The sequence below is a fragment of the Bradyrhizobium sp. Ce-3 genome (assembly GCF_022835695.1).
Lineage (GTDB): Bacteria > Pseudomonadota > Alphaproteobacteria > Rhizobiales > Xanthobacteraceae > Bradyrhizobium.
Window position 1 is genome coordinate 154,749 of the sequence record NZ_BQUV01000002.1, and the last position, 25,068, is coordinate 179,816.

Genomic DNA, 25,068 nt, shown 5'->3' on the forward strand with positions numbered 1-25,068 from the left:
CGAAATCCGGGGCGGTTTCACAACGCGGTAAAGATCCCGGATTGCGCTACGCTCCATCCGGGCTACGCAGCGACGCCGATGGCGTCACTTTAGCGCCGCGATCAGTTTCGCGGCATGTGCCTCCAGCACCTTGCCGTCTTCCTTGTGGCTTGCGGGCGGCAGCAGCGCCACGCCGTCCTTGCGCGGCATCACGTGCATGTGGAGGTGGAACACGACCTGGCCGCCGGCGGGCTCGTTGAATTGCTGCACGGTGATGCCGTCGGCCTCGAATGCCTTCATCGCGGCGGCGGCGATCTTGTGGGCGGCTCGCGCCACGTGGGCGTAGTCGTCCGGCGTGATGTCGAGGATGTTGCGGGCAGGGGCCTTCGGGATCACCAGCGTGTGCCCGGGCGAGCGCGGCATGATGTCGAGGAAGGCGAGCACGTGCTCGTTCTCGTAGACCTTGTAGGACGGAAACTCGCCGCGCAGGATCTTTGCGAAGGGGTTGTTGCTGTCATAGGCGGCGGGCATGGCGGCGGCTCCCTGGATTTTGCAAGTCTGTATCTGAAAATCTAATTTCTCGGTCGCGGCTGAAACGTCAAGCGTCGTCGTCGACGGTCTTGCGGAACGGTCCGGCCTCGGTGAGTTCGCGGCCGACCTCGGCGACATAATCGCGCTCGCGCTTGAGGTAATCGGCAATCGCGCGGCGCAGCCCGGGATCGGCGATGAAATGCGCCGAATAGGTGGTCTGCGGCAGGTAGCCGCGCGCCAGCTTGTGCTCGCCCTGCGCGCCGGCCTCGACCACCTTCAGCCCGCGCTGAACCGCGAAATCGATCGCCTGGTAGTAGCAGACCTCGAAATGCAGGAACGGGTGGTGCTCGATCGCGCCCCAGTTGCGGCCGAACAGCGTGTCCGAGCCGATGAAGTTGATCGCGCCCGCGATCCAGCGGCCGTTGCGCTTGGCCATCACCAGCAGCACGTCCCGACTCATGGTCTCGCCGATCAGCGAGAAGAATTTTCGGGTCAGATACGGCCGGCCCCATTTGCGCGAGCCGGTCTCCATGTAGAACTCGAAGAATGCGTCCCAGGCGTCCTCGGTGATCTCGGAGCCGGTCAGCCGGTGGATGGTGATCCCGGCGGCAAGCGCCTCGCGGCGCTCGCGCTTGATGCCCTTGCGGTGACGGGAGTTCAGCGAGCCCAGAAAATCGTCGAAGGTCTTGTAGCCCTGATTGTGCCAGTGGAACTGCTGGTCGGTTCGCTGCAGGAAGCCATGCGCGCCGAGGAACTTTGCTTCGTCCTCGCGGGCAAAGGTCACGTGCACCGAGGAGGCCTCGGTGGCGTTGCAGAGCGCCCGCAGGCCCCGCGCCAATGCCGAGCCGATCACCTCGCGGTCGACGCCGTCGCGGATCAACAGCCGCGGCCCGGTCGCCGGCGTGAAGGGGACGGAGACCTGGAGCTTCGGGTAGTAGCTGCCGCCGGCGCGGTGATAGGCCTCGGCCCAGCCGCGGTCGAACACGTATTCGCCCTGCGAATGCGATTTCAGATAGCAGGGCACCACGCCGACGATCCGGCCATCGAGTTTTGCGACCAGATGCCGGGGGCCCCAGCCGGTCCGCGGGCAGGCCGAGTTCGAGGCTTCGGCAGCGGCAAAAAAGGCGTGGGATACGAAAGGGTTATAGCTCGAACTTGCGGCGGCCTGGCAATCGCCTGCGGCGACGGGCGAGGCCAGCGTGTCGAGGGTGTGAATGCTGTCCGCGTCGGCTTTGGGATTGGCGCAGGCGTCCCATTCGGCGGGTGCAATGCCGCCGATGTCAGCCACAGCCTCTAGGGTGATTTCAGACGACGCCATCGAAAGTGAAGACCGGTGCCTCGTTCGAGCATGATCTTTCCGGAACAGCTGGCTCCACTTCCGGATCATGCCCCGCATTCCGCCATCGCCGATGACGACCAACTCCCGACAACATCGTGCGTCGCAGCGAAGAGTTCAAGGCTGCCGCCGAGATCTTAGGTTCCCGGCACAAACCCCTCGAAAATCATCTGGTCGGCGAAGCGCGCTGCGCGCGCGCGCTGTTCCGCCGTGCGTACGGTCCAGGCCAGCAGCGGACAGCCGAATATGTTGCGGGCGATCCAGGGCGCCGGTGCCGGCAGCTGGTTGACCCAGAAGGCGACGAAATGCGGCTCGGTCGTAAAGCCGTGACGCAGGTACAGCATGCCGTCGCGCTGGGCCGGCGTCAGCTTGGTCCAGGAACTGTCGTCATAGCTGCGCTGGGCGGTGATGCCGCGCGGCAGGTTCGGCATGATCTGGCGCAACGCCAGCACCTGGTCGGGATCAAAGGACATGCCGACCACGGGGCCGGAATAGGACGCCAGCACCTCGGCCATCCGCCTGACCAGTCTGCGGTCGCCGTCGAAATGGCTCTTCACCTCGACCACCAGCGGCACGCGGCCGGCGACCAGCGTGCAGAGGTCGCCGAGCGTCATCATCTGCTCGGGCGTGCCCTTGAACTTGACCGCCTTCAGCTCGGCTGCGGTCCTGGTCGCGAGCAGGCCCGAGCCTTCGGTGAGGCGGCCGAGCGCATCGTCGTGATGCACCATCGCCTCGCCGTCGGCGGTGAGCTGGATATCGCACTCGATCGCGAAGTTACCGGCAACCGCGGCATTCGCCGCGGCCGGCATGTTCTCGATGACACCGCGTGCGGCATCATGCAGGCCGCGGTGGGCGACCGGCCGCTTGGTCAGCCAATCAGGCGCGCGCATCGATCAGGCGACTTCGAACACGCCTTCGACCTCGACCGCGGCATCCGCAGGCAGCGAGGCGACGCCGACGGTGGTGCGGGCATGGCGGCCCTTGTCGCCGAAGGCCGCGACCATCAGGTCGGAAGCGCCGTTCAGCACCTTCGGCCCGTCGAAGAAGTCCGGCGCCGAGTTGATGAAGCCGCCGAGCCGCACCACGCGCACGACCTTGTCGAGGTCGCCGAGCGCCGCCTTGACCTGGGCCAGGAGGTTGATCGCGCAGCCCTGCGCCGCGGCGACGCCTTGTTCGAGCGTGACGCCGGCCCCTAACTTGCCCTTGGCGATCAGCTTGCCTTCGGCGTTGAAGCAGACCTGGCCCGAGACGAACAGCAGGTTGCCGCTGCGGACGAAGGGGACGTAATTCGCGACCGGGGAGGTCGGCTCGGGAAGTGTGATGCCCTGTGACGCCAGTTTCTGTTCGACGGTACCCGCCATCTTTTGTCCCCCAATTGGATTGCACGAAGCCTGAAACGCGGTCAGGGCCAGATTTGTTTCGGTTGTTTCGCGCATCGTGCCGCCGGTTGCAAGCGACTGTAGGACATGGGCATTGGCGCCGTGATGCGCGGAATCGCACGGAAACTTGCCGAAAATGACGGCAGTTTCGCCGCGCAGATTGCCAATTTGTCAGACTTGCCCCAGTTGCGGCGCAATACCACCGTCACTATTGTGGCGAATCCCTGCCTCCCCGAGGACAACACATGACCCTGCCGTTTCGGAATCCGTCGCGTGCCCTGGTGTTTGCGATCGCCGTTGCCGCAGGATCCGGACTGGTTCAAGGATCGGCCGCTGCCGCGGCAAGCGGGCCGTTTCTGGCGCATCAGGCGCTGTACGATCTGAGCCTGGTGAAATCGCGCGGCTCCAATTCGGTCAGCGATGCGCGCGGGCGCATCCTGTACAATTTCTCCGGCAACTCCTGCGAAGGCTACACCTCCGAATTCCGCCAGGTCTCCGAGCTCGACAGCGGCGAGGGCAAGGTGACGCTATCGGATCTGCGCTCCACCTCCTGGGAGGACGCGTCGGGCAAGAGCTACCGCTTCAAGATCGACACGCGGATGAACGACAGCGACTCGTCGCCGGTCGACGGCATCGCCGAGCGCGTCGGCGATCATATCACCGTGAAGCTGACCCAGCCGGTGAAGAAGACATTCAATATCGACGGCAAGATCGTGTTCCCGACCGAGCAGATCCAGCACATCATCGCCGCCGCCCGTGACGGCAAGTCGGTGCTCGAGCAGACCGTCTATGACGGCTCCGACAATGGCGAGAAGATCTACAACACGCTGACCGTGATCGGCCGGCCGATCGCCGGCGACCGCGCGCCGTCATCGCCCGATCCGTCGACGGCGAGCGATGCGATGAAGACGATGACGCGCTGGCCGGTGACGGTGAGCTATTACGACAGCGACGCGCGTGCCAAGGACGGCGAGCAGACGCCGGTCTATGCGATGTCGTTCGAACTCTACGAGAACGGCGTCTCCCGCGCGCTGGTACTCGACTACAACGATTTCGTGATCTCGGGCGCGCTCGACAAGTTCGACGTCAGGGATTCCAAGCCCTGCAAGTGAGGGGCTGAGTATCGCCCACCCACTCGGCGTCGTCCCGGCGAAGGCCGGGACCCATAACCACCGAAGGTGATTATGGCGCGACGCTGGGGCCACAGCTTCCTTCAATAGCTCAACCCTGTGGTAATGGGTCCCGGCCTTCGCCGGGACGACGGCAGTGCAAGCGTGGAGCACTCGGCACGACCGCACTGGCCGGAACCATCAGACCCGAGTACGCTTCCCAAAACACGCGTGTCAGGGAGGCACATCATGAGCGAGCTCAACCATCTTCGCCCGAGCGGCCTGCATCACAATCCGGCTTACTCGCATGTCGTGGTCGCGTCGGGTGCGCGCACCATCTACATTTCGGGACAGGTGTCGGTCGACGAGGAGGGCCGGGTGGTCGGCGCCGGCGATCTCGCCGCGCAGACCACGCAGGTGATGCAGAACCTCGGTATGGCGCTGAAGGCCGCGGGCGCCAGCTATTCCAACATCGTCAAGATCACGACCTTCGTCGTCGGCTACAGGCCCGAGCTGCGCCCGATCATCGGCAAGGCGCGCTCGGCGTTTTTCGAGGGCATGGAGCCGCCGGCCTCGACGCTGGTCGGTGTCAGCGCGCTCGCGGCGCCGGAATGGCTGATCGAGATCGAGGCGGTTGCGGTCACGGATTGAGGACTCAGGGTGACGCTGAAAGGACCGTCACCCTGAGGAGCCGCGAAGCGGCGTCTCGAAGGATGAACGGCCCGGCTGGTGGCCGTCGACCCTTCGAGACGCGCGCAAGAGCGCGCTCCTCAGGGTGACGTCAACTGATATCTACTACTCCTCAGCGCTCTTCTGCGGCCCCTCATAGGCGATGCCCCGGATCACGGCGGCGTTGCCGAACTTCTTGCGCAGATTGTCGATCGCGCGTTCGGCGTGCGCCGAGCGGCGGTCGAGCATGTCCGAATCGTTGGCCTGCGCGCCGGGGCGCAGCGCGCTGACGCCGGCACCCATCAGGCGGAAGGCGGTGCCGTCGATCTCCCTCACCAGCATCTCGCGCGTCACCGCAAAGATCTTGGCAGCCAATTGGGTCGGGGTCTGGATCGATTGCGAACGGGTGCGCTGGCGGAAATCAGCGGTCTTCAGCTTCAGCGTGATGGTGCAGCCCGAGAGGTCGCTGCTCTTCAGCCGCGCCGAGGTTTTCTCCGACAGCTTCCAGAGCAGTTTCTCCAGCGTCGCGAAGTCGCGGATGTCGGTCTCGAAGGTGGTCTCGCTCGAGATCGTCTTGGCGCCGCGGTCGGGCACCACGCTGCGGTCGTCGATGCCGCGCGCCAGCCGCCACAGCCTGCGGCCTTCGCTGGCGAACTGCTTCATCAGCTCGTTCTCGTCGGCCCGCTGCAAATCGGCGATGACGCGGAAGCCGCGTTGCACGAGCTTCTCCTGCGTCGCCGGGCCAACGCCATAGATGAAACCGACCGGCTTGCTCGCCAGCATCTCGCGCGCCTCGTCCTGGTCGAGCGCGGCGAAGCCCCTCGGCTTGTCGAGGTCGGAGGCGATCTTGGCGAGGAACTTGTTGCAGGATAGCCCGACCGACACCGTGATGCCGATGTCGCGCTCGACATCACGGGCGAATTTGGCGAGCACCTTGGCCGGGATCATGCCGTGGACGCGCTGCGTGCCGGAGAGATCGAGGAAGGCCTCGTCGATCGACAGCGGCTCGACCAGCGGCGTCAGCGCCTGCATCGCCTGGCGCACCTCGCGCCCGACCCGGACATATTTCGCCATGTCCGGCGGGATCACGACAGCATCGGGGCAGAGTTCCAGCGCCTTGAACATCGGCATCGCCGAACGGACACCGTAGGTGCGGGCGATGTAGCAGGCAGCCGACACCACGCCGCGCTTGCCGCCGCCGATGATGACGGGGCGGTCGGCGATCTCGGGATTGTCGCGCTTCTCGACGGTGGCGTAGAAGGCGTCGCAATCGATATGCGCCAGCGCCAGCGCGGGCAGGGTGCGATGACGCACCAGCCGTGGCGACCCGCAATGGCTGCATCGTTTCACCTTGATATCGAGATCGCCGAGGCAGTCTCGGCAGAAACTGAGGGGGCCGTCCGACGCTGCCGCTGCCGTCGTCACGGCACGTCGCGCTCCCATTTCGGGTCGCCCAGCACCTGATGGGCGGCAGCGATGTTGGTCGGATGCAGTTCCGAGGCCTTGGCGAATGCCTTCACCGTGGCATCGTCGCGCATCACGAAATCGAGCACGCTCGCAAGAAATTGAGGATTGGAGGCCGCGTTCCGCAGCGTCTCTGGACCGATTCCAGACTCAGCCAGGAACAAGCCCAGCCGTTCGGGATCGCCGGCAATAAAGCCCAGCGCCTGAATCGCAACGATTTCAGCAACTTCCCGAGGGTTGTGAACAGGCTTTTTCAACGCGCCGGTTTGCCTTTCCGTTAACTTATGGTCTCTATTGAGAGGCCCATCATGCCCGAGTCTTCCGCGTGTGTTCAAGCAACGGAAACCACGCTGCGGAAGTTGGATGTCGGGTTAACGGGTTAGAGCGATTCTGGCGCTAGTTTGAATTCACATTTTCGACGCGTCCCGAGCGCGGCGCGTGAGGTGCCGCAGCCGGGCCTGTTTCCTAAGTCTGGGAGGGACGGGATGGCCAAAACCGTCCTGATCGTGGAGGACAACGAGCTCAACATGAAGCTCTTTCGCGATCTGTTGGAAGCGCATGGCTATCAGACTTCGGGCACCAGCAATGGTTTCGAAGCGCTCGATCTTGTCCGCAAGCTGCGCCCCGACCTCATCCTGATGGATATTCAACTGCCGCAGGTCTCCGGCCTCGAAGTCACGCGCTGGATCAAGGACGATCCCGACCTGCGCACGATTCCGGTGGTCGCGGTCACCGCCTTCGCCATGAAGGGCGACGAAGAACGCATCCGCGAGGGCGGCTGCGAAGCCTATTTGTCCAAGCCGATCTCGGTCGGCAAATTTATTGAGACTGTCCGACGCTTCATCGGATAGGGGAGTTGTGGTGCCATGTCCGCGCGTATCCTCGTCGTCGATGACGTTCCGGCGAACGTCAAGCTGTTGGAAGCCCGTCTGTCAGCCGAATACTTCGATGTGCTGACCGCTTCCAACGGGACGGAGGCGCTGGAAATCTGCACCCGCGCCGAATGCGACATCATCCTGCTCGACGTCATGATGCCTGATATGGACGGCTTCGAGGTCTGCCGCCGGCTGAAGTCGAATCCGGCGACCCATTTCATTCCCGTTGTCATCGTCACCGCGCTCGACAGTCCGGCCGACCGCGTGCGCGGGCTTGAGGCCGGCGCCGATGATTTCCTGACCAAGCCGGTGTCCGACGTCGTGCTGATCGCGCGCGTTCGCTCGCTCACCCGTCTGAAGATGATGACCGATGAGCTGCGCATGCGCGCCATCACCTCGCTCGAGATCGGCATGCAGGCGCCCGAGCGCAGCGCGATCGCCGACCGGGGCACCGGCGGCCGCATCCTGCTGGTCGACGACCGGCCGTCGTCCTACGAGAAGCTGGCGCCGATCCTCGCCGCCGAGCACACCGTCGACGTCGAGGTCAATCCGTCGGAGGCGCTGTTCCATGCCGCCGAGGGCAATTACGACCTGCTGATCGTGTCGCTCGGTCTCGACAATTACGACGGCCTGCGGCTGTGCAGCCAGGCCCGCTCGCTGGAGCGCACCCGCCAGGTCCCGATCCTTGCCATTTCGGATGCCGACAACAACGCGCGGCTGATGCGCGGGCTCGAGATCGGGGTCAACGACTATCTGCTGCGTCCGGTCGACAAGAACGAACTGCTGGCGCGCGCGCGCACCCAGATCCGGCGCCGCCGCTACACCGATCACCTGCGCGACAATGTGCAGAACTCGATCGAGATGGCGATCACGGATGCGCTGACCGGCCTCAATAACCGGCGCTACATGGAGAGCCACCTCGCGACCTTGGCGGAGCAGGCCTCGGTCCGCGGCAAGCCGCTGGCGCTGATGATCCTCGATATCGACTACTTCAAGGCGATCAACGACACCTACGGCCACGATGCCGGCGACGACGTGCTGCGCGAATTCGCCGTTCGCATCCGCAAGTCGATCCGCGGCATCGATCTCGCCTGCCGCTACGGCGGCGAGGAGTTCGTCATCGTGATGCCGGAAACCGATCTGCATGTCGCAAGCATGGTCGCCGAACGGCTGCGGCGCTCGATCGCGGGCGAGCCGTTTGCAGTCGACAAGGGCGGCAAGCGGATCACGGTCACGATCTCGATCGGGCTGACCACGCTGGAGCGCAAGGGCGAGCAGGTCACCGACGTGCTGAAGCGCGCCGACACCGCGCTCTATCGCGCCAAGCACGACGGCCGCAACCGGGTGGTGTCAGCGGCCGCGGCGTAGCGCTCTTCGCGTTCTCCATATCCATCTGCCGTCATACCCCGCGAAAGCGGGGTATCCAGTACGCCGCGGCCTCTCGTTTCAAACGGCGCTGTCTCTGGAATACTGGGTCACCCGCTTTCGCGGGTGACGACAGGACAGTTTTAGCGCCCGCGCCTCACCGCGTCATAGGCCAGCCGCTTGAACTCGAACGAGAACGGATGGACGAACGCCATCTGGCGCTGCGCCATCATCACGCCGGCGGTGCCCGTCTTCGGCGAAATCCACCACTGCGTGCCGGCGACGCCGCCCCAGTAGAATTCGCCGGCCGCGTCGGGATGATCGATCGGCGAAGGGTTGAGGATCAGGCCGCCGGCCAGGCCGTGCGCCTTGCCGGGTTGTTCGCCCATCATCGCGAAGCGGATCCACTGTCCTGCGGGCAACTGGTTGGACATCATCATTGCGATCGTATCCGGCTTCAGCAGCGTCGGTCCGCCCGGCAGCAGGCTGCGGATCAGCGCGACCATGTCGGGCAGCGTCGACACCAGGCCGCCGCCGCCATTGAGCCTTGCGACCGGGCGCAGATACGCGCCGGGGAAGGGCGCATTGTCGGTGCGGGTGAGGCCCGGCTTCATCGGCTCCATCAGATCGGCACCAGCGTAATACGCGACAAGTCGTCCCTGATCCTGTTGCGGAACGACGAAGCCGGTATCGGCCATGCCGAGCGGATCGAGGATGCGGGCCTTGATGAACTTGTCGAAGCTCTGGCCGCTGACGACTTCCACCAGGCGTGCGACCACGTCGATCGCGAGCGAGTATTCCCACGACGTGCCCGGCTGATAGATCAGCGGCAGACCGGCCAGCACGTCGACCATCTCGGCCAACGTCGTATTGGGATTGTGCACGCCGCGCTCGTTGAGCGCTTTGAAAATGACGGTGCCGGGATCGAAGAAGCCGTAGCTCAAACCGGCGCTGTGGCTCAGCAATTGGCGGATGGTGATCGAACTTCTTGCCGGCTCGGTGTCATCGATCGACGTCGCGCCGGGCCGCAGCACCTTGCGGTTGCCGAGCTGCGGGATGAATTTCTCGATCGGGTCGTCGAGCCGGATGCGGCCGTCTTCGAGCAGCAGCAGCGCCGCGCAGGAGGTGATCAGCTTGGTGTTGGAGAACACCCGGAAGATATGGTCGGTGCGCAGCGGGATCTGCGCTTCCTTGTCGGCCCAGCCGACGCAGCCGGTGTCAGCGATGTCGCGCCCGACCAGGACCGACCAGGAGATGCCGGACAACAGGTCGTTGTCGATATAGCGCTGCATGGCGGCGCGCGCCGGCGCGAAATCGTAGCCGGTGGCCGTCACCTTCAGATCTTCCATGGTCGTCCCCCTGATGTGCCGCGCTGTTCGCGCGGTCGTCGTCAATCTCGCCGGACGGAATATCCAATCGGGAATTCCGGCGCATGCCGTCAGCGCTAACAACCAAACCGGACTGGTGGACGCAACCGGATTTATCCGTTGCGTTTCTTGTCGGCAGGCGCGGAGGCGCCGACCTTGACGCCCGCGCTTGCCAGCAGCACGCGGGCGGCTTCCTTGGCCGCGCGCGCCATGGCCGGATCGTCGCGCACCAAATCCTGCGCGATAGAGCCGTCGACCAAAAGCGTGAGCTGGGTCGCAAGTCCCTCGGCATCGGCAACGCCGAGCTGCCGCAGCAGATCGCGAAACCAGACCCGGCGGCTTTCCTTGAAGGCGACGGCGATGTTCCTGAAGGTACGGTCCTCGTCGTCCGGCCCGAGCTCGGCCACCGCGTTCACGAACGGACAGCCGCGAAAATCCTTCGCCGCAAAGCGCCGCTCCAGCGAATCGAAGGTTGCGAGAATCTGCTCCGCCGGCGGCTTGTCGGAGGGGCGGGGCTGCACGAAGCGGTGCCGCAGATAGGCCTCGATCAGCGCGTCCTTGGACGGGAAGTGATTGTAGAGCGTGCGCTTGCTGATGCCGATCTCGGCCGCGATGGTGTCGACGCCGATGGCGCGAATGCCCTGCAGGTAGAACAGTTTGTCGGCGGTCTCCAGGATCCGCTCTTTCATGGTCTGTTTGGGAGGCGGGGAAGCCATGCGCCGGCCGTGATCCTCTTCGCTTGACAGTCGGCCCCCTGTATAGCCTAAGTACACAGGTCTGTGTAACCAAAACATACGTGAATCGCAGGCTGTGGCGCGCGTGCCGCGCCATTATGGGAGAACAAGAACAATGCCCCTGCTGCAGGTCCTGCGTCCCACGCTTCCCATCCTGATCGGCGCCTCCATCATGCTCACGCTGAGCATGGGGCTGCGGCAGAGCCTCGGCATCTTCATGCAGCCGCTGACGCACGACGTCGGCATTTCGGTGTCGCATTTCACGCTGGCGCTGGCGGTGCAGAACCTCGCCTGGGGTTTCCTGCAGCCGTTCGCGGGGGCGATGACGGTGCGTTACGGCTTCCGCCCGATCATGGTGGTCGGCGCGCTGGCCTATATCGCCGGTCTCGTGCTGATGACGACGGCGCATGGGCTCGTCAGCATCATGATCGGCGCCGGCGTGCTGATCGGTACTTCGCTCGCTTGCACCGCGAATGCGATCGCGATGTCGGTCGCGGCGCGCGCGGTGCCGGAGATGGTGCGCTCGACCGTGCTCGGCATGGTCTCCGCGGCGGGTTCGCTCGGTGCGCTGCTGTCGGCGCCGATCGGCCAGATTCTCAATGAAGGTTTTGGCTGGCGCGTCGGGCTTGCCGGCTTCGTCATCCTCTCGGTCTTCATGATCCCGGCCGCGCTGTATGCCGGCCGTGTCGACAGGATTCCGCTGCCGAAGCCGTCGGGTGACGATATCGGCAACGCCACCGCCGCGACCGCGGCGAAGACCGCGTTCGGCAATGCATCCTTCGTGGTGATGACCTGCGCCTACATGGTCTGCGGCATGCAGCTCGTCTTCCTCACCACGCATCTGCCGTCGTATCTGGCGATTTGCGGGCTCGATCCGATGCTGAGTGCGCAGACGCTCGGCATGATCGGCGGCTTCAACGTGCTGGGCTCGCTGTTCTTCGGCTGGGCCGGCCAGCGCTGGAACAAGTTGGCGCTGCTCGGCGGCATCTACATCCTGCGCTCGCTGGCGCTCGGCTGGTACTTCATGCTGCCGGCGACGCCGGGCTCGACCTTGCTGTTCGGCGCCATCATGGGCTTCCTCTGGATGGGCGTCGGTCCGCTGGTGGCGGGCGCGGTGGCCGAGATGTTCGGGCTGCGCTGGCAGGCGATGATCCAGGGCCTTGCCTTCATGAGCCACCAGATCGGCAGTTTCCTCGGCGCCTACGGCGGAGGGCTGATCTACGATTCTCTCGGCTCCTACACCATGGCCTGGCGCATCGGCGTCGCGCTCGGTCTCGCTGGGGGCATCATCCAGGTCGCCTTCGCGCTGATCTGGCCGGCGCAACCGCCATTGCTGAAGACCGCCTAGCTTTCAGATCCGGGCGAGTCGGTGAGTGCTCCTCATGAGGGCAGTCACCGCTATTGCCTATTTTTCGATCGGTGACTTGCTGCGAGAACGTGCAATGGAGCGCGACGCCGTTCCGGCCGCGGATCGAAGTCGCAGCGCTTTCAAACCGTTACGCGGCGCGCTTGGGTGGCACGAATCTTGTTTCAATTTGGCTAGAAATCGTGCCGGAAGCCGTCGCTAGGGTTCCGGCCTGGGGACCCATGGGAAGGGCTGGCCGCGATGAGGCTAGTCGCCGTCATTCTCCAGCCATCCGCGCACCACGGCCTTCGCCGCGCCGCCGAGCAGGACGCGCTTGTGCCTCGCGTCCGCGCTGATGCCGCTGCGACTGCGCCGCATCCCGCCAAGTGCATCGCGGTCCTTCGCGACATCCCGAGAGCCGGACGCGCGCCGTGTTTCGGCGCTGGCGCTCCGAACGCGCCGCGCCGATTCCGAACAGCAGCATTTCTTGTGATGGGAGGACGATGATGGAGTCTGCGACACACACGCGCCCGAAGCTCGTGAGAATCCTGATTGCGCTGCTGGGAGTGGCGTTGCTTTGCCTGCTGTTCAGCGACCTTGCGCTGGCCGAGGACGCGGCGGCGCCGCCCGCCTGCGGCGGCAAGATCCTCGAGAAGTGCACGCCGAATTCCGGCGACACCGCCTGGATGCTGACCTCGGTCGCGCTCGTGCTGATGATGACGGTGCCGGGGCTCGGCCTGTTTTATGGCGGCATGGTGCGCAAGAAGAACGTCGGCGACACCGTGATGACCAGCTTCGCCGTCACCTGCCTGGTCACGATCCTGTTTGCCGTCCTGACCTACAGCCTGGCGTTTCGTGCCGGCACGCCGTTTATCGGCGGCCTGGATCGCCTGTTCCTCAAGGACATCCTGAGCGATATCGGCAAGGGTGGCATCGGCAATCCCAATCCGCTGGCCGCGACCATCCCTGAGTCGGTCTACATCTGCTTCCAGATGACGTTCGCCATCATCACGCCGGCACTGATCGCCGGCGCGTTTGCCGAGCGGATGAAATTCTCGGCGATGCTCTGGTTCATCGGGCTGTGGGCGATCTTCGTCTATGCGCCGATCGCGCATTGGGTCTGGGGACCCGACGGCATCTTCTCGGCGGGCAACGACGCTGCCTATGTCAAGGTTCTCGATTTCGCCGGCGGCACCGTGGTGCACATCAATGCCGGCGTTGCGGGCCTGATGTGCGCGATCATGCTCGGCAAGCGCGTCGAGACCGGGCCGGCGCACAACATGGTGCTGACCTTCATCGGCGCCTCGCTGCTGTGGGTCGGCTGGTTCGGCTTCAACGCCGGCTCCGCCGTCACGGCCGGAATGCAGGCAGGTATGGCGATGCTGGTGACCCAGATCGCGACCGCCGTAGCGGGCTTCACCTGGATGCTGGTGGAATGGGCGCTGAAGGGCAAGCCGACCGTGGTCGGGATCTGCTCGGGTGCCGTCGCCGGGCTGGTTGCGATCACGCCGGCCTCCGGCTTCGTCGGCCCGGTCGGCGCCTTCGCCATAGGCATCGCCGCCGGCGTCTGCTGCTACTGGGGATGCACCGGCTTGAAGCGCATGTTCAGCTACGATGACGCGCTGGACTGCTTTGGCGTCCATGCCCTCGGCGGCATCGTCGGGGCGCTGCTGACGGGGGTGTTCGCGGTCGAGCAGTATGGTGGAACGGCAGGCCTTTTGGAGGGAAATGCCGGGCAGTTCCTCAATCAATGCATCGGCGTCGCGACGGTTTTCGTGTATGATGCCGTCGTGAGCCTGATCATCCTGTTCGTGATCAATCTCTTCGTCGGGCTTCGCGTGACGCGCGACATCGAGCGCGAAGGGTTGGATCTGGCACTGCACGGCGAGGTCGTGCAGTAGACTTGGCGGCATTCCGCGCAAGCCGGCGATGTCAGCCGGCCGGCGCGGGACAAAGCTGTTCGAGGTGATCCGATGAACTGGTTCTATTGGAACACAGCATGGTCGCTGTTCTTCAGCCTCGTTTGGTTCATGACCATCACACACAATCCGGATGCGCAGATCGCAGATGCGCATCTGCGCGATGAGGCGTTCAAGGGTTAGCTCCGGTAGTAGCGCCACATCCTGAGGAACGTCCGGTGGATCTCATCGGGCGCCCGGTCGAACGGCTCGAGACTGACGCGCACCACGCCACGATGGTCCATGCGCCACGGCAGGCGCATCAACAGCCGATAGGCCGGCCGCTTGCGCCAATCGGCCACCAGGGCGCTGCCGAGCGGTCCGTCGAGCGCGATCTGCAACTCGTGGACCGTCATCGCGCGCTCGGCGATCTCGACGAGGTCGATGCGCGCGATGGCGCGCCAGCGGATCAGCCCGAAGGCCTGGATGAAGATGCCGTACTGGTTGGCCCCGATGGTCGGACGACCGGCCTCCAGCAGCGGGATGTTGTAGTAGGTGAAGGCGGCGGCGGCTGCCGCCGGCGCCAGCCAATAGATCGCGCCCGTGATCCAGCTCGCGGTCAGGAAGATCGCGGCGAGGGCAGCCGTGACATAGACCGGAAAGTAGGTGTCCTCGCGCCCGTAGGCGACCGAGTAGCCGCCGACGTTTCCTTCGTCCAGGCTTGCGATCATGTGAGCCCCGCGCCCGGGACTTGTCCGGGACACATGAGGGACGACGAGAGGCCACAAAGCAAAAACGGGGCCGCGAGGGCCCCGTTCGAAACGTCAGAAAGCAGGCGACCTTACTTGATCTTGCTTACTTGATCTTGGCTTCCTTGAACTCGACGTGCTTGCGCGCGACCGGGTCGTACTTCTTCTTGACCAGCTTGTCGGTCATGGTGCGCGAATTCTTCTTGGCGACGTAATAGAAGCCGGTATCGGCCGTCGACACGAGCTTGACCTTGATGGTGACCGCCTTGGCCATGTGCAAAACCTCGAAAATGCAGGGAATTCAGGAGCCGGCCAAATCGGCCCGCGTTTGGCCGGGAAACTAGCCACAAACCACCCAAAGTCAAGGATTTCTGAGCCAAAACAGCCCCGATTCCGGGGCGATTAACCCTCGAAGAACTGATTTTTCGGCCGCGGCAGGCCCAAATTCTCGCGCAGCGTCCGTCCTTCGTACTCGGTGCGGTAAATCCCGCGCTTTTGCAGTTCCGGAACCACCTTGTCGACGAACTCGAACAGGCCCTGGGGCAAATAGGGGAACATGATGTTGAAGCCGTCGCTGCCGCGGCCCTCCAGCCATTCCTGCATCTGGTCGGCGATGGTCTGCGGCGTGCCGACGAAGGCGAGCCCGCCATAGCCGCCGACCCGTTGCGCAAGCTGGCGCACGGTGAGCTTGTCGCGCGCGGCGACGTCGACCAGGCGCTGCCGCCCGCTCTTGCTGGCATTGGTCTCCGGGATCGGCGGCAATTGTCCGTCGGGATCGAAGGTGGACGCGTCGGTGCCGAGGATCACCGAAAGCGAGGCGATCGCGCTGTCGTAATGCACGCGGCTGTCGAGCAGCGCGCGCTTCTCCTTGGCTTCCTCGACGCTGTCGCCGACCACGACGAAGGCGCCGGGCAGGATCTTCAGGTGCTCGGGATTGCGGCCGATCGTCTCCATGCGGCCCTTGATGTCGGCATAGAGCTTCTGTCCGTCGGCAAGGCTGCCGCCGCCGGTGAACACGGCTTCCGCCGTCTCGGCCGCGAGCTGCCTGCCGTCGTCGGAGGCGCCGGCCTGCACGATCACGGGCCAGCCCTGCACCGGGCGGGCGATGTTCAGCGGGCCACGCACCGAGAGATATTGGCCCTTGTGGTTGAGCACGTGCATCTTGTCGGGATCGACGAACAGCCCGGACTCGACGTCGCGCACGAAGGCATCGTCGGCAAAGGAATCCCACAAGCCGGTGACGACATCGTAGAACTCGCGGGCGCGCTTGTAGCGCTCGGCGTGCTCCATGTGATCGTCGAGTCCGAAATTCAGTGCGGCGTCCGGATTTGATGTGGTGACGATATTCCAGCCGGCGCGGCCGCCGGAGATGTGGTCGAGCGAGGCGAAGCGCCGGGCGACGTGATAGGGCTCGTCGAAGGTGGTCGAACCGGTCGCGATCAGGCCGATATTCTCGGTGACGGCCGCAAGCGCCGACAGCAGCGTGAACGGCTCGAACGAGGTCACGGTGTGGCTGCGCTTCAGCGCGTTGATCGGCATGTTCAGCACGGCCAGATGGTCGGCCATGAAGAAGGCGTCGAACTTGCCGGCCTCGAGCTTGCGGATCAGCGTCTTGATGTGGTCGAAGTTGAAATTGGCGTCGGGCCACGCCCCGGGATAGCGCCAGGCGCCGGTGTGGATGCTGATCGGCCGCATGAACGCGCCGAGCTTGAGTTGACGCTTCGCCATTGCCCCGTTCCGTTCTTGATGTCGTTAGCGGAACAGATAGGGAGGCCGGACGGCAACGCCATGAGGGGACTTAAGAAGAATCTTGCAATCTGGGCGACGGTCAGAGGATATTTTCAACCCGGCGCCTTTGTCATCGGGAGGGGGACATGGTTTATCCGGCAAGGCTGTTGCGGATCGCGGGCTTCCTGGTCGCAATGGTGCTCTGTCTCGGCAGCCCGGCGCGGGCGCAAATCGTCGCGATCGGTGCCAGCAACGTCGCGGGAAAGGGCGTCAGCAGTTCGGACGCTTGGCCGGCCCAGCTCGAGGGGATGCTCGCGGCGAAGGGCCGGAGCGTTCATGTGACCAATGCGGGAATCTCCGGCGATACCAATGCGGGCATGCTGGCACGGCTCGATTCCGCGGTTCCTGAAGGGACCAGGATCGTGCTGCTCGACCGCCGCGGCGGCGGCTGGAATGCGCGGCGACGCGGGCAAGGAGATCAGAATGCCGAACTGGCTGCGATCGAGGCGCGGCTGCGCAGCCGGCACATCCGCGTGATCCCGATGTGGTGGAATGAGGTCCTGCGCAACCATCTGCAGCCGGACCAGATTCACTTCACGGCGGAGGGACACAGGGTGGTCGCAGCGCACATGCTGCCCGCGGTGATGAGCGCGGTGCGCTGACCATGTGTCCCGCTGTTGCGAGGGTTACGCCCCCAGCACGTCCTTCTGCATCTTGCCGCCGTAGAAATGGAAGAACGGCACCGGCGCGTCGTGACGGAGCGGGCCGGTGGCGAGACGGCGGTCGAGCTCGGCGAGCACGTTCTTGGTCATGGCATGCGCGTCCGCCAGCGGCTCGGAGCCGATCTCGACCCAGACCAGTTCGACCAGTTCGGCATCGGCATGCACCACGCCTTCGACCCGATGCGCGATGGTCGAGGCGTCGGCGGTGAAGAAGCGCGTGTCGAAGCGGCGGACGCGGCCGGGCGGGGTGATCGCGCGCGCGATCAGGAACAGGCCGGACGGATCGGGCAACAGTCCAGCGTCGGCGAACGGCGCCCAGGGACCTTCAAGCTTGGGGCCATCGAGCTTCTGCGACTTCTCGACCTTGCGGCCGAGGCAGAGCCCGGTCTCTTCGCAGGCTTCGCGGATCGCGGCATTGGCGAGCGCACGCGCGCGGCCGGGCGTGATCTTCGGGCTGCCTTTGAGAAGATTGGCTTCGAGCTCGGGCGTGATCGGCGCCGCGACCGGCACGCGGTTGTCGGCCTTGTCGACGCGGCCGCCGGGGAAGACGAACTTGCCCGGCATGAACACCACCTTGTCGTGGCGCTTGCCGACCAGCACCTTCGGTTTGGCGCCGGAGCGATCGATCAGGATCAGCGTCGCCGCATCCTTCGGCCGGAAATACGCGTGATGATCGGCTTCCTTTTCGCCCTGGTGGACGACGGCGGCAGGGGCGGCAGCGTCAGTCATTTCATCCCTTTCATTTCTTCTTGGCGTCCGGTTTAGCTAGACCGGCGGGATGTCGCTAGGGGGATTCTCGTCGAAGCCATGCATGCGCAGGGCCCATTGCAAGCCGATCACGGCTCCCTTCACCGGCTGCAACAATGCCAGCGACGCGAACAGCGTGAACGGCAGATAGATCGCGAGTTGCAGCCACACCGGCGGCGAATAGTCGGTCTCGATCCACAGCGCGGTCGGTACCACGATATGGCCGACAATGACGATGACGAGATAGGCGGGCAGATCGTCGGCGCGATGCGGCGTGAAATCCAGATCGCAGACCGGGCAGTGGCCGTCGCATTTGAGAAACTTGCGGAACAGTCGGCCTTTTCCGCAGCGCGGACAACGGCCAAGGAACCCGCGCTTCATCGCGGTCCACACGTCGCGCTTCTCGGGCTCGGCCGCGTCGCGAGTCCAAACCACCGTCGGCGGTGTCACGTCCATGACTTGCCTCGCTTCGATTTGCCGGCCTTCGGCTTAGCCGGCTTGCGGTCCTTCTTGTTGCGCGCTTTCCGTTCCTTGTGCGCCTTCTTGCCGGATCCCTTGTTTGGGCCCTTGCCGTGCCCCTTGCCAAATCCCGCGGCGCGGCGCTCGGCGCCGATGCCTTCGCGTTTTCTGCCGCGCGGAATGGCCTGACCTTCGGATAATAGCTCAAAGCGCAGTGCGCCCGCCACCGGCGCGGCCTCGACCAGCCGCACGTCGACGACGTCGCCGAGCCGATACATGGCGCCGCTGCGCGTGCCGATCAGCGCGTGGCGGGTCTCGTCATAGTTGAAATATTCGCTGCCGATGGTGCGGATCGGGATCAGGCCGTCGGCCCCGGTGTCGTCGAGCTTCACGAACAGGCCGGCGCGCGTCACGCCGGAAATGCGGCCCTGGAACGAGGCGCCGACCTTATCGGCGAGGAAATGCGCGATCAGCCGATCGGTGGTCTCGCGCTCCGCCTTCATCGCGCGGCGCTCAGTGACTGAAATCTGCGCGGCGACCTCGGCCAGCGTCTCCACGCTCTCGTCGGTCGGCAGGGCGCCTTCGCCGAGGCCGAGCGCGCGGATCAGCGCGCGATGCACGATCAGATCGGCGTAGCGGCGGATCGGCGAAGTGAAGTGCGCGTAGCGGCGCAGGTTCAAGCCGAAATGGCCGTAGTTCTCGGCGGAGTATTCGGCCTGCGCCTGCGACCGCAGCACCACCTCATTGACCAGCGGCTCGTAATCCTCGCCGGCCACCTGCGCCAGCACGCGATTGAATTGCGCGGGACGCAGCGCGCCCTGCTTGGTGAAGGGCAAATCGAGCGTCTTGAGGAATTCCTGGAGGTTGTGCACCTTCTCCTGGCTCGGCTCGTCATGCACGCGATAGATCAGCGGCAGCGCCTTCTTCTCCAGCATCTCGGCGGCTGCGACGTTGGCGAGGATCATGAACTCCTCGATCAGCCGGTGCGCATCGAGCCGCTGCGGCACGATCACGCGGTCGACGGTGCCGTCGCCCTTGAGCAGGATCTTGCGCTCGGGCAGATCGAGATCGAGCGGGTCGCGCTCGTTGCGTGCGAGCTTGACCAGCTCATAGGCCGCCCACAGCGGCTTCAGGATCGGGTCGAGGATAGGGCCCGTGGTGTCGTCGGGCCTGCCGTCGATCGCCGCCTGCGCCTGCGCGTAGGCGAGTTTCGCGGCCGAGCGCATCAGCACGCGATGGAAGGTATGCGAGCGCTTGCGGCCGTCGGCGCCGATCACCATCCGCACCGCGAGCGCGCCGCGCGGCTCGCCCGGGACCAGCGAGCAGAGATTGTTGGAGATCCGCTCGGGCAGCATCGGCACCACGCGATCGGGGAAGTACACCGAGTTGCCGCGCTGGAGCGCGTCGCGATCGAGCGCCGAGCCGGGCCGCACATAGTAGGCGACGTCGGCGATCGCGACATGGACGACGAAGCCGCCTCTGTTGTTCGGATCGGGGTCGACCTCGGCATGCACGGCGTCGTCGTGATCCTTGGCATCGGGCGGATCGATGGTAACCAGCGGCACGTCGCGCCAGTCCTCGCGGCCCTGCAAGGTCGCGGGTTTTGCCTCTTCGGATTCGCGCACCGCGGCGGACGAGAACACCTGCGGGATATCGTGGGTGTTGATCGCGATCAGGCTGATCGCCTTCTCGCTGGCGATCGAGCCGAGCCGCTCCTTGACGCGAGCGGACGCGAGGCCGAAGCCGCGGGTGCGGATCAGGTCGACGCTGATCAGGTCGCCGTCCTCGGCGCCGCCGGTATCGGGCTTGGCGATGTTGAGCTCGCGGCCGGCCTGCTTCTTGTCGACCGGGATCAGGCGCCCGCCGCCATCGGGGTTGCGGCGGAAGATGCCGAGGATGCGGGTACGGCCGTGGTCGATCACCTTGATGACGCGGCCGCGATAGGGCGTGCCGTCCTGCTCGTCGGTGACCTCGACCCGCAGCAGCGCGCGGTCGCCGACGCCGGCGGTGGTGCCGGGCTTCGGCCGTCGCGGCATCTCGATGCGGATTTTCGGGGCGGTGCCGTCTTCCGAGTCCCACTCGGCGGGGGTGGCGATCAACTCGCCGTCGCTGTCACGGCCGGTGATGTCGGCGAGCACGGTCGGCGGCAGTGCCGCCGGCTCCTGAATCTTGCGGCCGCGTTTTGCAATTGTGCCGTCGTCGGCGAGCTCGCGCAGGATCCGCTTCAGCTCGATACGGTCGGCGTTCTTCAGGCCGAACTCGCGCGCGATCTCGCGGGTGCCGACCTTGCCTGGATTGGCGCGGATGAAGGCGACGATGGCGTCCCGGCCCGGAAAGCCATGGTCGGGTTTTCGTTTCACTTATCCTCGTGCCTTGCCGGCGCTTTTCTTCGCGGGCGCTTTCGCTGGTGTCGATGATTTTGCAGGCGACGTCTTGGCACCGGAGGCAACCGGCGCGCGCGCCTTGCTGGTCGCATCGGTCTTCGGCTTCGCCGCGGCCTTCTTCGAGGCAGCCTTCTTGGCGGGCTTGGTCTCGGCGTCGCCGTCGGTCTCTTCAGACTTGGCTGCCTTGCCTTTGCTGGCCTTGGCGGGCTTTGCCGCCTTCGCCTTGGCCTTCTTGCCGCCGCCCTTGGCCGCGCGTTCGTCGATCAGCGCGATCGCTTCCGCGAGCGTGACCTCGTCGGGCATGCGATCGCTCGGGATCGTCGCGTTGACGCCGCCGGCCGCAACATAGGCGCCGTAGCGGCCGTTCTTCAGCGCGACCGCGCCGAGCGTCGGGTGATCGCCGAGCGGCTTGCCGGGATCGGCGCCGAAGCGGCGGCCGCTCGGGCCCTTGGCGATCTTCTCCGCGATCAGCGTGACGGCGCGGTTCAACCCGATCTCGAACACCTCGTCGCCGGCCTCGAGGCTGGCATAGGTCTTCTCATGCTTCACGAACGGCCCGAAGCGGCCGAGACCGGCGGTGATCGGCTGCCCGCTTTCCGGATGCTTGCCGATCTCGCGCGGCAGCGACAGCAGCTTCAGCGCCAGTTCGAGATCGACATCGGCAGGCGAGGTGCCTTTCGGAATTCCCGCGCGCTTCGGCTTCTCGCCTTCGGCATAATCCTTCTGCTCGCCGAGCTGGATGTAGGGACCGAAGCGGCCGGCCTTCACCGTGACATCGAACCCGCTGTCGGGATCGGTGCCGAGCACCCGATCGGCGCTCTCGGCGCTGTCGGCCGCGAGCGGGCGGGTGTAACGGCATTCCGGATAGTTCGAGCAGCCGACGAAGGCGCCGAACTTGCCGGCCTTGAGGTTGAGCCGGCCGGTGCCGCAGGTCGGGCACTGCCTGACGTCGCCGCCATCGGCGCGCGGCGGATAGATATGCGGGCCGAGCATCTCGTCGAGCGCGTCCAGCACCTCGGCGACGCGCAGGTCCTTGATGTCGTTGACCGCGCCGATGAAGCCGCGCCAGAAATCCTGCAGCACCTGCTGCCAGCCGATCTCGTTGTTGGAGACGCGGTCGAGCTGCTCCTCGAGATCGGCGGTGAAGTCGTATTCGACATAGCGCGAGAAGAAATTCTCCAGGAACGCGACCACGACGCGGCCCTTGTCCTCGCCGTGCAGCCGCTTCTTCTCGAGCTTGACGTAGCCGCGGTCCTTCAGCACCTGCAGGATCGAGGCGTAGGTCGAGGGACGGCCGATGCCGAGCTCTTCCATCCGCTTCACCAATGATGCTTCCGAGAAGCGCGGCGGCGGCTCGGTGAAATGCTGGGTGACGGCGAGGCTCTGGCGCTTCACCGCCTCGCCCTGGCTCATCGCGGGCAGGCGGCGGGAATCCTCGTCCTCTTCGTCGTCGCGGCTTTCCTGGTAGAGCGCGAGGAAGCCGTCGAACTTGATGACCTGGCCGGAGGCGCGCAGCTCCAGCACGCGGGCGCCGGCCCTGGCTTCGATGTCGACCGTGGTGCGCTCCAGCTCGGCCGATTCCATCTGGCTCGCAATGGTGCGCTTCCAGATCAGTTCGTAGAGCCGCGCCTGATCGGCATCGAGCCTGCGGCCGATCGTGGCCGGGCGACGCGACAGATCGGTCGGGCGGATCGCTTCGTGCGCTTCCTGCGCGTTCTTGGCCTTGGCCTGGTACTGGCGCGGCGCGTCCGGCACATAGGCGTTGCCGTAATCCTCGCCGATCACCTTGCGGGCCTGCGTGATCGCGGACGGATCGATCTGCACGCCGTCGGTTCGCATATAGGTGATCAGGCCGGTGGTCTCGCCGCCGATGTCGATGCCTTCATAGAGCCGCTGTGCGATGCGCATGGTGTGCGCCGGCGCGAAGCCGAGCTTGCGGCTGGCCTCCTGCTGCAGGGTCGAAGTGGTGAAGGGGGCCTGCGGATTGCGCCGGGCCGGCTTGGCCTCGACGGTCGCGACCTTGAACAGCGCGGCCTCGATCGCCTTCTTGAAGTCCTCGGCTTCCGCGCCGGAGCCGATGTCGAGCCGTGCGATCTTCTTGCCGTCGGCGCCGACCAGGCGCGCCTCGAAGGCTTCGCCGCGCGGCGTCAGCAGCGTCGCGACCAGCGACCAGTACTCACGCGGCACGAACTTCTCGATCTCGAGCTCGCGGTCGCAGACCAGCCGCAGCGCGACCGACTGCACGCGACCGGCGGAGCGGGCGCCGGGCAGCTTGCGCCACAGCACGGGAGAAAGGGTGAAGCCGACCAGATAGTCCAGCGCGCGGCGCGCCATATAGGCGTCGACCAGCGCGCCGTCGATCTGGCGCGGCGCCTTCATGGCGTCGGTGACGGCCTGCTTGGTGATGGCGTTGAACACCACGCGCTCGACCTTCTGGTCCTTCAGTGCGCGCTTCTCCTTCATCACCTCCAGCACGTGCCAGGAGATCGCTTCGCCCTCGCGATCAGGGTCGGTTGCGAGGATCAGGCGGTCGGCCCCTTTGAGCGCCTTGGCGATGTCGTTGAGCCGGCTCGCAGCCTTGGCATCGACCTCCCAGATCATCTGGAAATTGGCGTCGGGATCGACGGAACCGTTCTTGGCCGGGAGGTCGCGAACATGGCCGAACGACGCCAGGACCTCGTAGGAGGACCCCAGATATTTGTTGATCGTCTTGGCCTTGGCCGGCGACTCCACAATGACGATATTCATGTCATTCCAATAGCTTACGGGAAAACTTGAAGGCGGGATCCGCTAGACTCGCGACCCGCTATGTCGGGGCGAACATGGGTGCTGAGGCGGTCGGTGTCAAATCGCCAGATATTGAAGGGCGGGTCCAAGTTGTGGAGTTTCTATCCCGTGGGTTGAAAAATGCGTCCTAGAGTTGCGGCCGGAAAGGGCGTATCTCTTTATATATAGGGTGGGAATCGGATTAGGCCTTTTGAGCAGCACAGGGGGCGGCCGGAAGCGCAGGGCGTCCGGCCGGCGGCGACCGGCGGGCGACGAGACAGCTCGGAAGGGCTCTCCGGATGACGCCCTGGTCCTGATCGCAGCCGCCGCGACCGAACTCGCCAAACTCGCCCAGCGCCACAGATTCGAGGTCCTCGACCATTTGCTCGCGATGGCCCGGCTGGAAGCCGAGGAGCAATTGCGCGCCCGCAGCCGACGGAGGCTGTCGTGAGGGGTACCTGAACTCTCACCACGTCATCCCGGCGAAGGCCGCCCATAACCACAGAGTTCTGTTGTTGAAGAGGGCTGTGGCCCCAGCGTCGCGTGACAATTGAGATTTGGGGTAATGGGTCCTGGCTTTCGCCAGGACGACGATGAGGATGGTTCGCGATTCAAGTTGTCACACCGCGCGGTGTCGTCGCCCGGCTCGACCGGGCGATCCGGTATTCCAGAGACGGTTGTGCTTGAGCCGAGAGGCCGCGGCGTACTGGATCGCCCGGTCGAGGCCGGGCGATGACAGTGTGGATGAGGACGCAGCTTCGCGTTCTCGCGACATGACGCGGGCGCGCACTTGTCCCGCCGTCATTCCGGGGCAGCCCGAAGGGCTGAGCCCGGAATCCATTGGGCCGCAAAACACGTGGTGGAATGGATTCCGGGCTCTCGCTTCGCGAGCCCCGGAATGACGGCGAAGAGTGCTACGCCGATGCGCGCTTTGCCACCTTCCGCACCGGCCGCAGCTTTAGCGTGGTATCCGCCGCCCCCAGCACGCGGCCGTCTTGCGACAACAGCGCGAGCTTCTTCACCGGCTTGCCCCTGTCGCGATCGACCATGATGGTCGCGATCTCGTCCGGATGCTCGTCGAACTCCTCGGTCCATTGCCGGAGCGCGACCAGGATCGGGAAGATGCCGTGGCCCTTCGGCGTCAGCACATATTCCTGATAGGCGCTGCCGTCGGAGGCGGGGACCGTCTTCAAGATGCCGCGCTCGACCAGCGTGCGCAGCCGGGTGGCGAGGATGTTCTTGGCCAACCCGAGGCTCGCCTGGAATTCGCCGAACCGGCGCCGGCCGAGGCTGGCGTCACGGATAATCAACAGCGACCACCAGTCGCCGAACACGTCGAGCGCGCGGGCCACCGGGCAGCTGTCGCCTGCGAGGCTGGTTCGTTTCACGGCGCGCTCTCCAAAAGTCGGGCCATCACGGCCTTGTGTGGTTGCAATATTAAACCGTATGCCCTAGGTAGGCA

General features: G+C 65.2%; 26 protein-coding genes. 10 read left to right on the forward strand and 16 right to left on the reverse strand.

Going from position 1 to position 25,068, the window contains the following annotated elements:
• Nucleotides 1-84 precede the first annotated feature (84 nt).
• From BRSPCE3_RS07040 to BRSPCE3_RS07055, 4 genes are all read right to left on the reverse strand, one after another.
• Complete coding sequence (locus BRSPCE3_RS07040) at nt 85-510, reverse strand: HIT domain-containing protein (protein WP_244065099.1); 426 nt, start codon at nt 508-510, stop codon at nt 85-87.
• 67 nt (nt 511-577) lie between these two features.
• Nucleotides 578-1,828, reverse strand: coding sequence for a GNAT family N-acetyltransferase (locus BRSPCE3_RS07045; protein WP_244065100.1), 1,251 nt, complete (start codon nt 1,826-1,828; stop codon nt 578-580).
• 155 nt (nt 1,829-1,983) lie between these two features.
• Complete coding sequence (locus BRSPCE3_RS07050; RefSeq protein WP_244065101.1) at nt 1,984-2,736, reverse strand: glycerophosphodiester phosphodiesterase family protein; 753 nt, start codon at nt 2,734-2,736, stop codon at nt 1,984-1,986.
• A gap of 3 nt (nt 2,737-2,739) precedes the next feature.
• Entirely contained in the window at nt 2,740-3,207 is a 468-nt protein-coding gene (locus BRSPCE3_RS07055) for a RidA family protein (RefSeq protein WP_021078295.1), read from the reverse strand.
• Between the two features lie 105 nt (nt 3,208-3,312).
• Between BRSPCE3_RS07055 and BRSPCE3_RS07060 the strand changes: the two genes are divergently transcribed.
• From BRSPCE3_RS07060 to BRSPCE3_RS07070, 3 genes are all read left to right on the forward strand, one after another.
• Nucleotides 3,313-3,474, forward strand: coding sequence for a hypothetical protein (locus BRSPCE3_RS07060; RefSeq protein WP_244065102.1), 162 nt, complete (start codon nt 3,313-3,315; stop codon nt 3,472-3,474).
• Nucleotides 3,471-4,337, forward strand: a complete 867-nt coding sequence (locus tag BRSPCE3_RS07065) for a cell envelope integrity EipB family protein (protein ID WP_244065103.1) — start codon at nt 3,471-3,473, stop codon at nt 4,335-4,337. The genes BRSPCE3_RS07060 and BRSPCE3_RS07065 overlap by 4 nt, the downstream gene beginning before the upstream one ends.
• Before the next feature lie 246 nt (nt 4,338-4,583).
• Nucleotides 4,584-4,985: a RidA family protein gene (locus BRSPCE3_RS07070; RefSeq protein ID WP_244065104.1), complete on the forward strand. Its 402-nt coding sequence runs from the start codon at nt 4,584-4,586 to the stop codon at nt 4,983-4,985.
• Nucleotides 4,986-5,129: 144 nt separating this feature from the next.
• On the opposite strand, the gene BRSPCE3_RS07075 is transcribed toward BRSPCE3_RS07070, so the two are convergent.
• Together BRSPCE3_RS07075 and BRSPCE3_RS07080 are read right to left on the reverse strand one after the other, a co-directional pair.
• Entirely contained in the window at nt 5,130-6,446 is a 1,317-nt protein-coding gene (locus tag BRSPCE3_RS07075) for a DNA polymerase IV (protein ID WP_244065105.1), read from the reverse strand.
• Nucleotides 6,425-6,724 carry a DUF3572 domain-containing protein gene (locus BRSPCE3_RS07080; RefSeq protein ID WP_244065106.1) on the reverse strand — a complete coding sequence of 100 codons (300 nt, stop codon included), beginning with the start codon at nt 6,722-6,724 and terminating at the stop codon, nt 6,425-6,427. Before BRSPCE3_RS07080 ends, BRSPCE3_RS07075 begins: the two co-directional genes overlap by 22 nt.
• A 228-nt stretch (nt 6,725-6,952) precedes the next feature.
• On the opposite strand from BRSPCE3_RS07080, the gene BRSPCE3_RS07085 reads away from it, so the two are divergent.
• On the forward strand, nt 6,953-7,318 hold the full coding sequence (locus tag BRSPCE3_RS07085; RefSeq protein ID WP_016845968.1) for a response regulator: 366 nt from the start codon (nt 6,953-6,955) through the stop codon (nt 7,316-7,318).
• Nucleotides 7,319-7,333: 15 nt separating this feature from the next.
• Nucleotides 7,334-8,710 (forward strand): PleD family two-component system response regulator, encoded by a 1,377-nt coding sequence (locus BRSPCE3_RS07090; RefSeq protein WP_244065107.1) that lies wholly within the window; start codon nt 7,334-7,336, stop codon nt 8,708-8,710.
• Nucleotides 8,711-8,850: 140 nt separating this feature from the next.
• Here BRSPCE3_RS07090 and BRSPCE3_RS07095 read toward each other — a convergent pair whose 3' ends face one another.
• Nucleotides 8,851-10,056, reverse strand: a complete 1,206-nt coding sequence (locus BRSPCE3_RS07095) for a serine hydrolase (protein ID WP_244065108.1) — start codon at nt 10,054-10,056, stop codon at nt 8,851-8,853.
• A gap of 131 nt (nt 10,057-10,187) precedes the next feature.
• Nucleotides 10,188-10,790 carry a TetR/AcrR family transcriptional regulator gene (locus BRSPCE3_RS07100; RefSeq protein WP_244065109.1) on the reverse strand — a complete coding sequence of 201 codons (603 nt, stop codon included), beginning with the start codon at nt 10,788-10,790 and terminating at the stop codon, nt 10,188-10,190.
• Nucleotides 10,791-10,923: 133 nt separating this feature from the next.
• Between BRSPCE3_RS07100 and BRSPCE3_RS07105 the strand changes: the two genes are divergently transcribed.
• The 3 genes from BRSPCE3_RS07105 to BRSPCE3_RS36010 all read left to right on the forward strand — a co-directional run bounded on the left by BRSPCE3_RS07105 (nt 10,924) and on the right by BRSPCE3_RS36010 (nt 14,255).
• The gene (locus tag BRSPCE3_RS07105) at nt 10,924-12,156 is read left to right on the forward strand and encodes an MFS transporter (RefSeq protein ID WP_244065110.1); all 1,233 of its coding nucleotides are present in this window, start codon (nt 10,924-10,926) and stop codon (nt 12,154-12,156) included.
• Between the two features lie 500 nt (nt 12,157-12,656).
• Nucleotides 12,657-14,054, forward strand: coding sequence for an ammonium transporter (locus BRSPCE3_RS07110; protein WP_283843089.1), 1,398 nt, complete (start codon nt 12,657-12,659; stop codon nt 14,052-14,054).
• Between the two features lie 72 nt (nt 14,055-14,126).
• Nucleotides 14,127-14,255 carry a hypothetical protein gene (locus BRSPCE3_RS36010; protein WP_256438757.1) on the forward strand — a complete coding sequence of 43 codons (129 nt, stop codon included), beginning with the start codon at nt 14,127-14,129 and terminating at the stop codon, nt 14,253-14,255.
• Here the strand turns inward: BRSPCE3_RS36010 and BRSPCE3_RS07115 are convergent.
• The 3 genes from BRSPCE3_RS07115 to BRSPCE3_RS07125 all read right to left on the reverse strand — a co-directional run bounded on the left by BRSPCE3_RS07115 (nt 14,252) and on the right by BRSPCE3_RS07125 (nt 16,528).
• Nucleotides 14,252-14,782: a hypothetical protein gene (locus tag BRSPCE3_RS07115; RefSeq protein ID WP_244065111.1), complete on the reverse strand. Its 531-nt coding sequence runs from the start codon at nt 14,780-14,782 to the stop codon at nt 14,252-14,254. The two genes, BRSPCE3_RS36010 and BRSPCE3_RS07115, sit on opposite strands and share 4 nt — an antisense overlap.
• 124 nt (nt 14,783-14,906) lie before the next feature.
• Entirely contained in the window at nt 14,907-15,074 is a 168-nt protein-coding gene (gene rpmG / locus BRSPCE3_RS07120) for a 50S ribosomal protein L33 (RefSeq protein ID WP_018271988.1), read from the reverse strand.
• Nucleotides 15,075-15,202: 128 nt separating this feature from the next.
• Complete coding sequence (locus tag BRSPCE3_RS07125; protein ID WP_244065112.1) at nt 15,203-16,528, reverse strand: LLM class flavin-dependent oxidoreductase; 1,326 nt, start codon at nt 16,526-16,528, stop codon at nt 15,203-15,205.
• Between the two features lie 146 nt (nt 16,529-16,674).
• On the opposite strand from BRSPCE3_RS07125, the gene BRSPCE3_RS07130 reads away from it, so the two are divergent.
• Nucleotides 16,675-17,190: a GDSL-type esterase/lipase family protein gene (locus BRSPCE3_RS07130; RefSeq protein ID WP_244065113.1), complete on the forward strand. Its 516-nt coding sequence runs from the start codon at nt 16,675-16,677 to the stop codon at nt 17,188-17,190.
• Nucleotides 17,191-17,214: 24 nt separating this feature from the next.
• On the opposite strand, the gene BRSPCE3_RS07135 is transcribed toward BRSPCE3_RS07130, so the two are convergent.
• Genes BRSPCE3_RS07135 through topA form a run of 4 tightly spaced genes read right to left on the reverse strand, consistent with a single transcriptional unit; the run spans nt 17,215 to nt 23,588 of the window.
• Nucleotides 17,215-17,979, reverse strand: a complete 765-nt coding sequence (locus tag BRSPCE3_RS07135; protein WP_244065114.1) for an NUDIX domain-containing protein — start codon at nt 17,977-17,979, stop codon at nt 17,215-17,217.
• A gap of 36 nt (nt 17,980-18,015) precedes the next feature.
• On the reverse strand, nt 18,016-18,453 hold the full coding sequence (locus BRSPCE3_RS07140) for a DUF983 domain-containing protein (protein ID WP_244065115.1): 438 nt from the start codon (nt 18,451-18,453) through the stop codon (nt 18,016-18,018).
• Entirely contained in the window at nt 18,444-20,816 is a 2,373-nt protein-coding gene (gene rnr, locus BRSPCE3_RS07145; protein WP_244065116.1) for a ribonuclease R, read from the reverse strand. The genes BRSPCE3_RS07140 and rnr overlap by 10 nt, the downstream gene beginning before the upstream one ends.
• Entirely contained in the window at nt 20,817-23,588 is a 2,772-nt protein-coding gene (gene topA / locus BRSPCE3_RS07150) for a type I DNA topoisomerase (RefSeq protein ID WP_244065117.1), read from the reverse strand.
• A gap of 229 nt (nt 23,589-23,817) precedes the next feature.
• Here topA and BRSPCE3_RS07155 point away from each other — a divergent pair, with 229 nt between their 5' ends.
• A complete protein-coding gene (locus BRSPCE3_RS07155; protein ID WP_244065118.1) occupies nt 23,818-24,057 on the forward strand; it encodes a hypothetical protein in 240 nt (79 codons plus the stop codon).
• A 463-nt stretch (nt 24,058-24,520) separates the two neighbouring features.
• Here BRSPCE3_RS07155 and BRSPCE3_RS07160 read toward each other — a convergent pair whose 3' ends face one another.
• Entirely contained in the window at nt 24,521-24,994 is a 474-nt protein-coding gene (locus BRSPCE3_RS07160; protein ID WP_244065119.1) for a helix-turn-helix domain-containing protein, read from the reverse strand.
• Nucleotides 24,995-25,068: the final 74 nt, after the last annotated feature.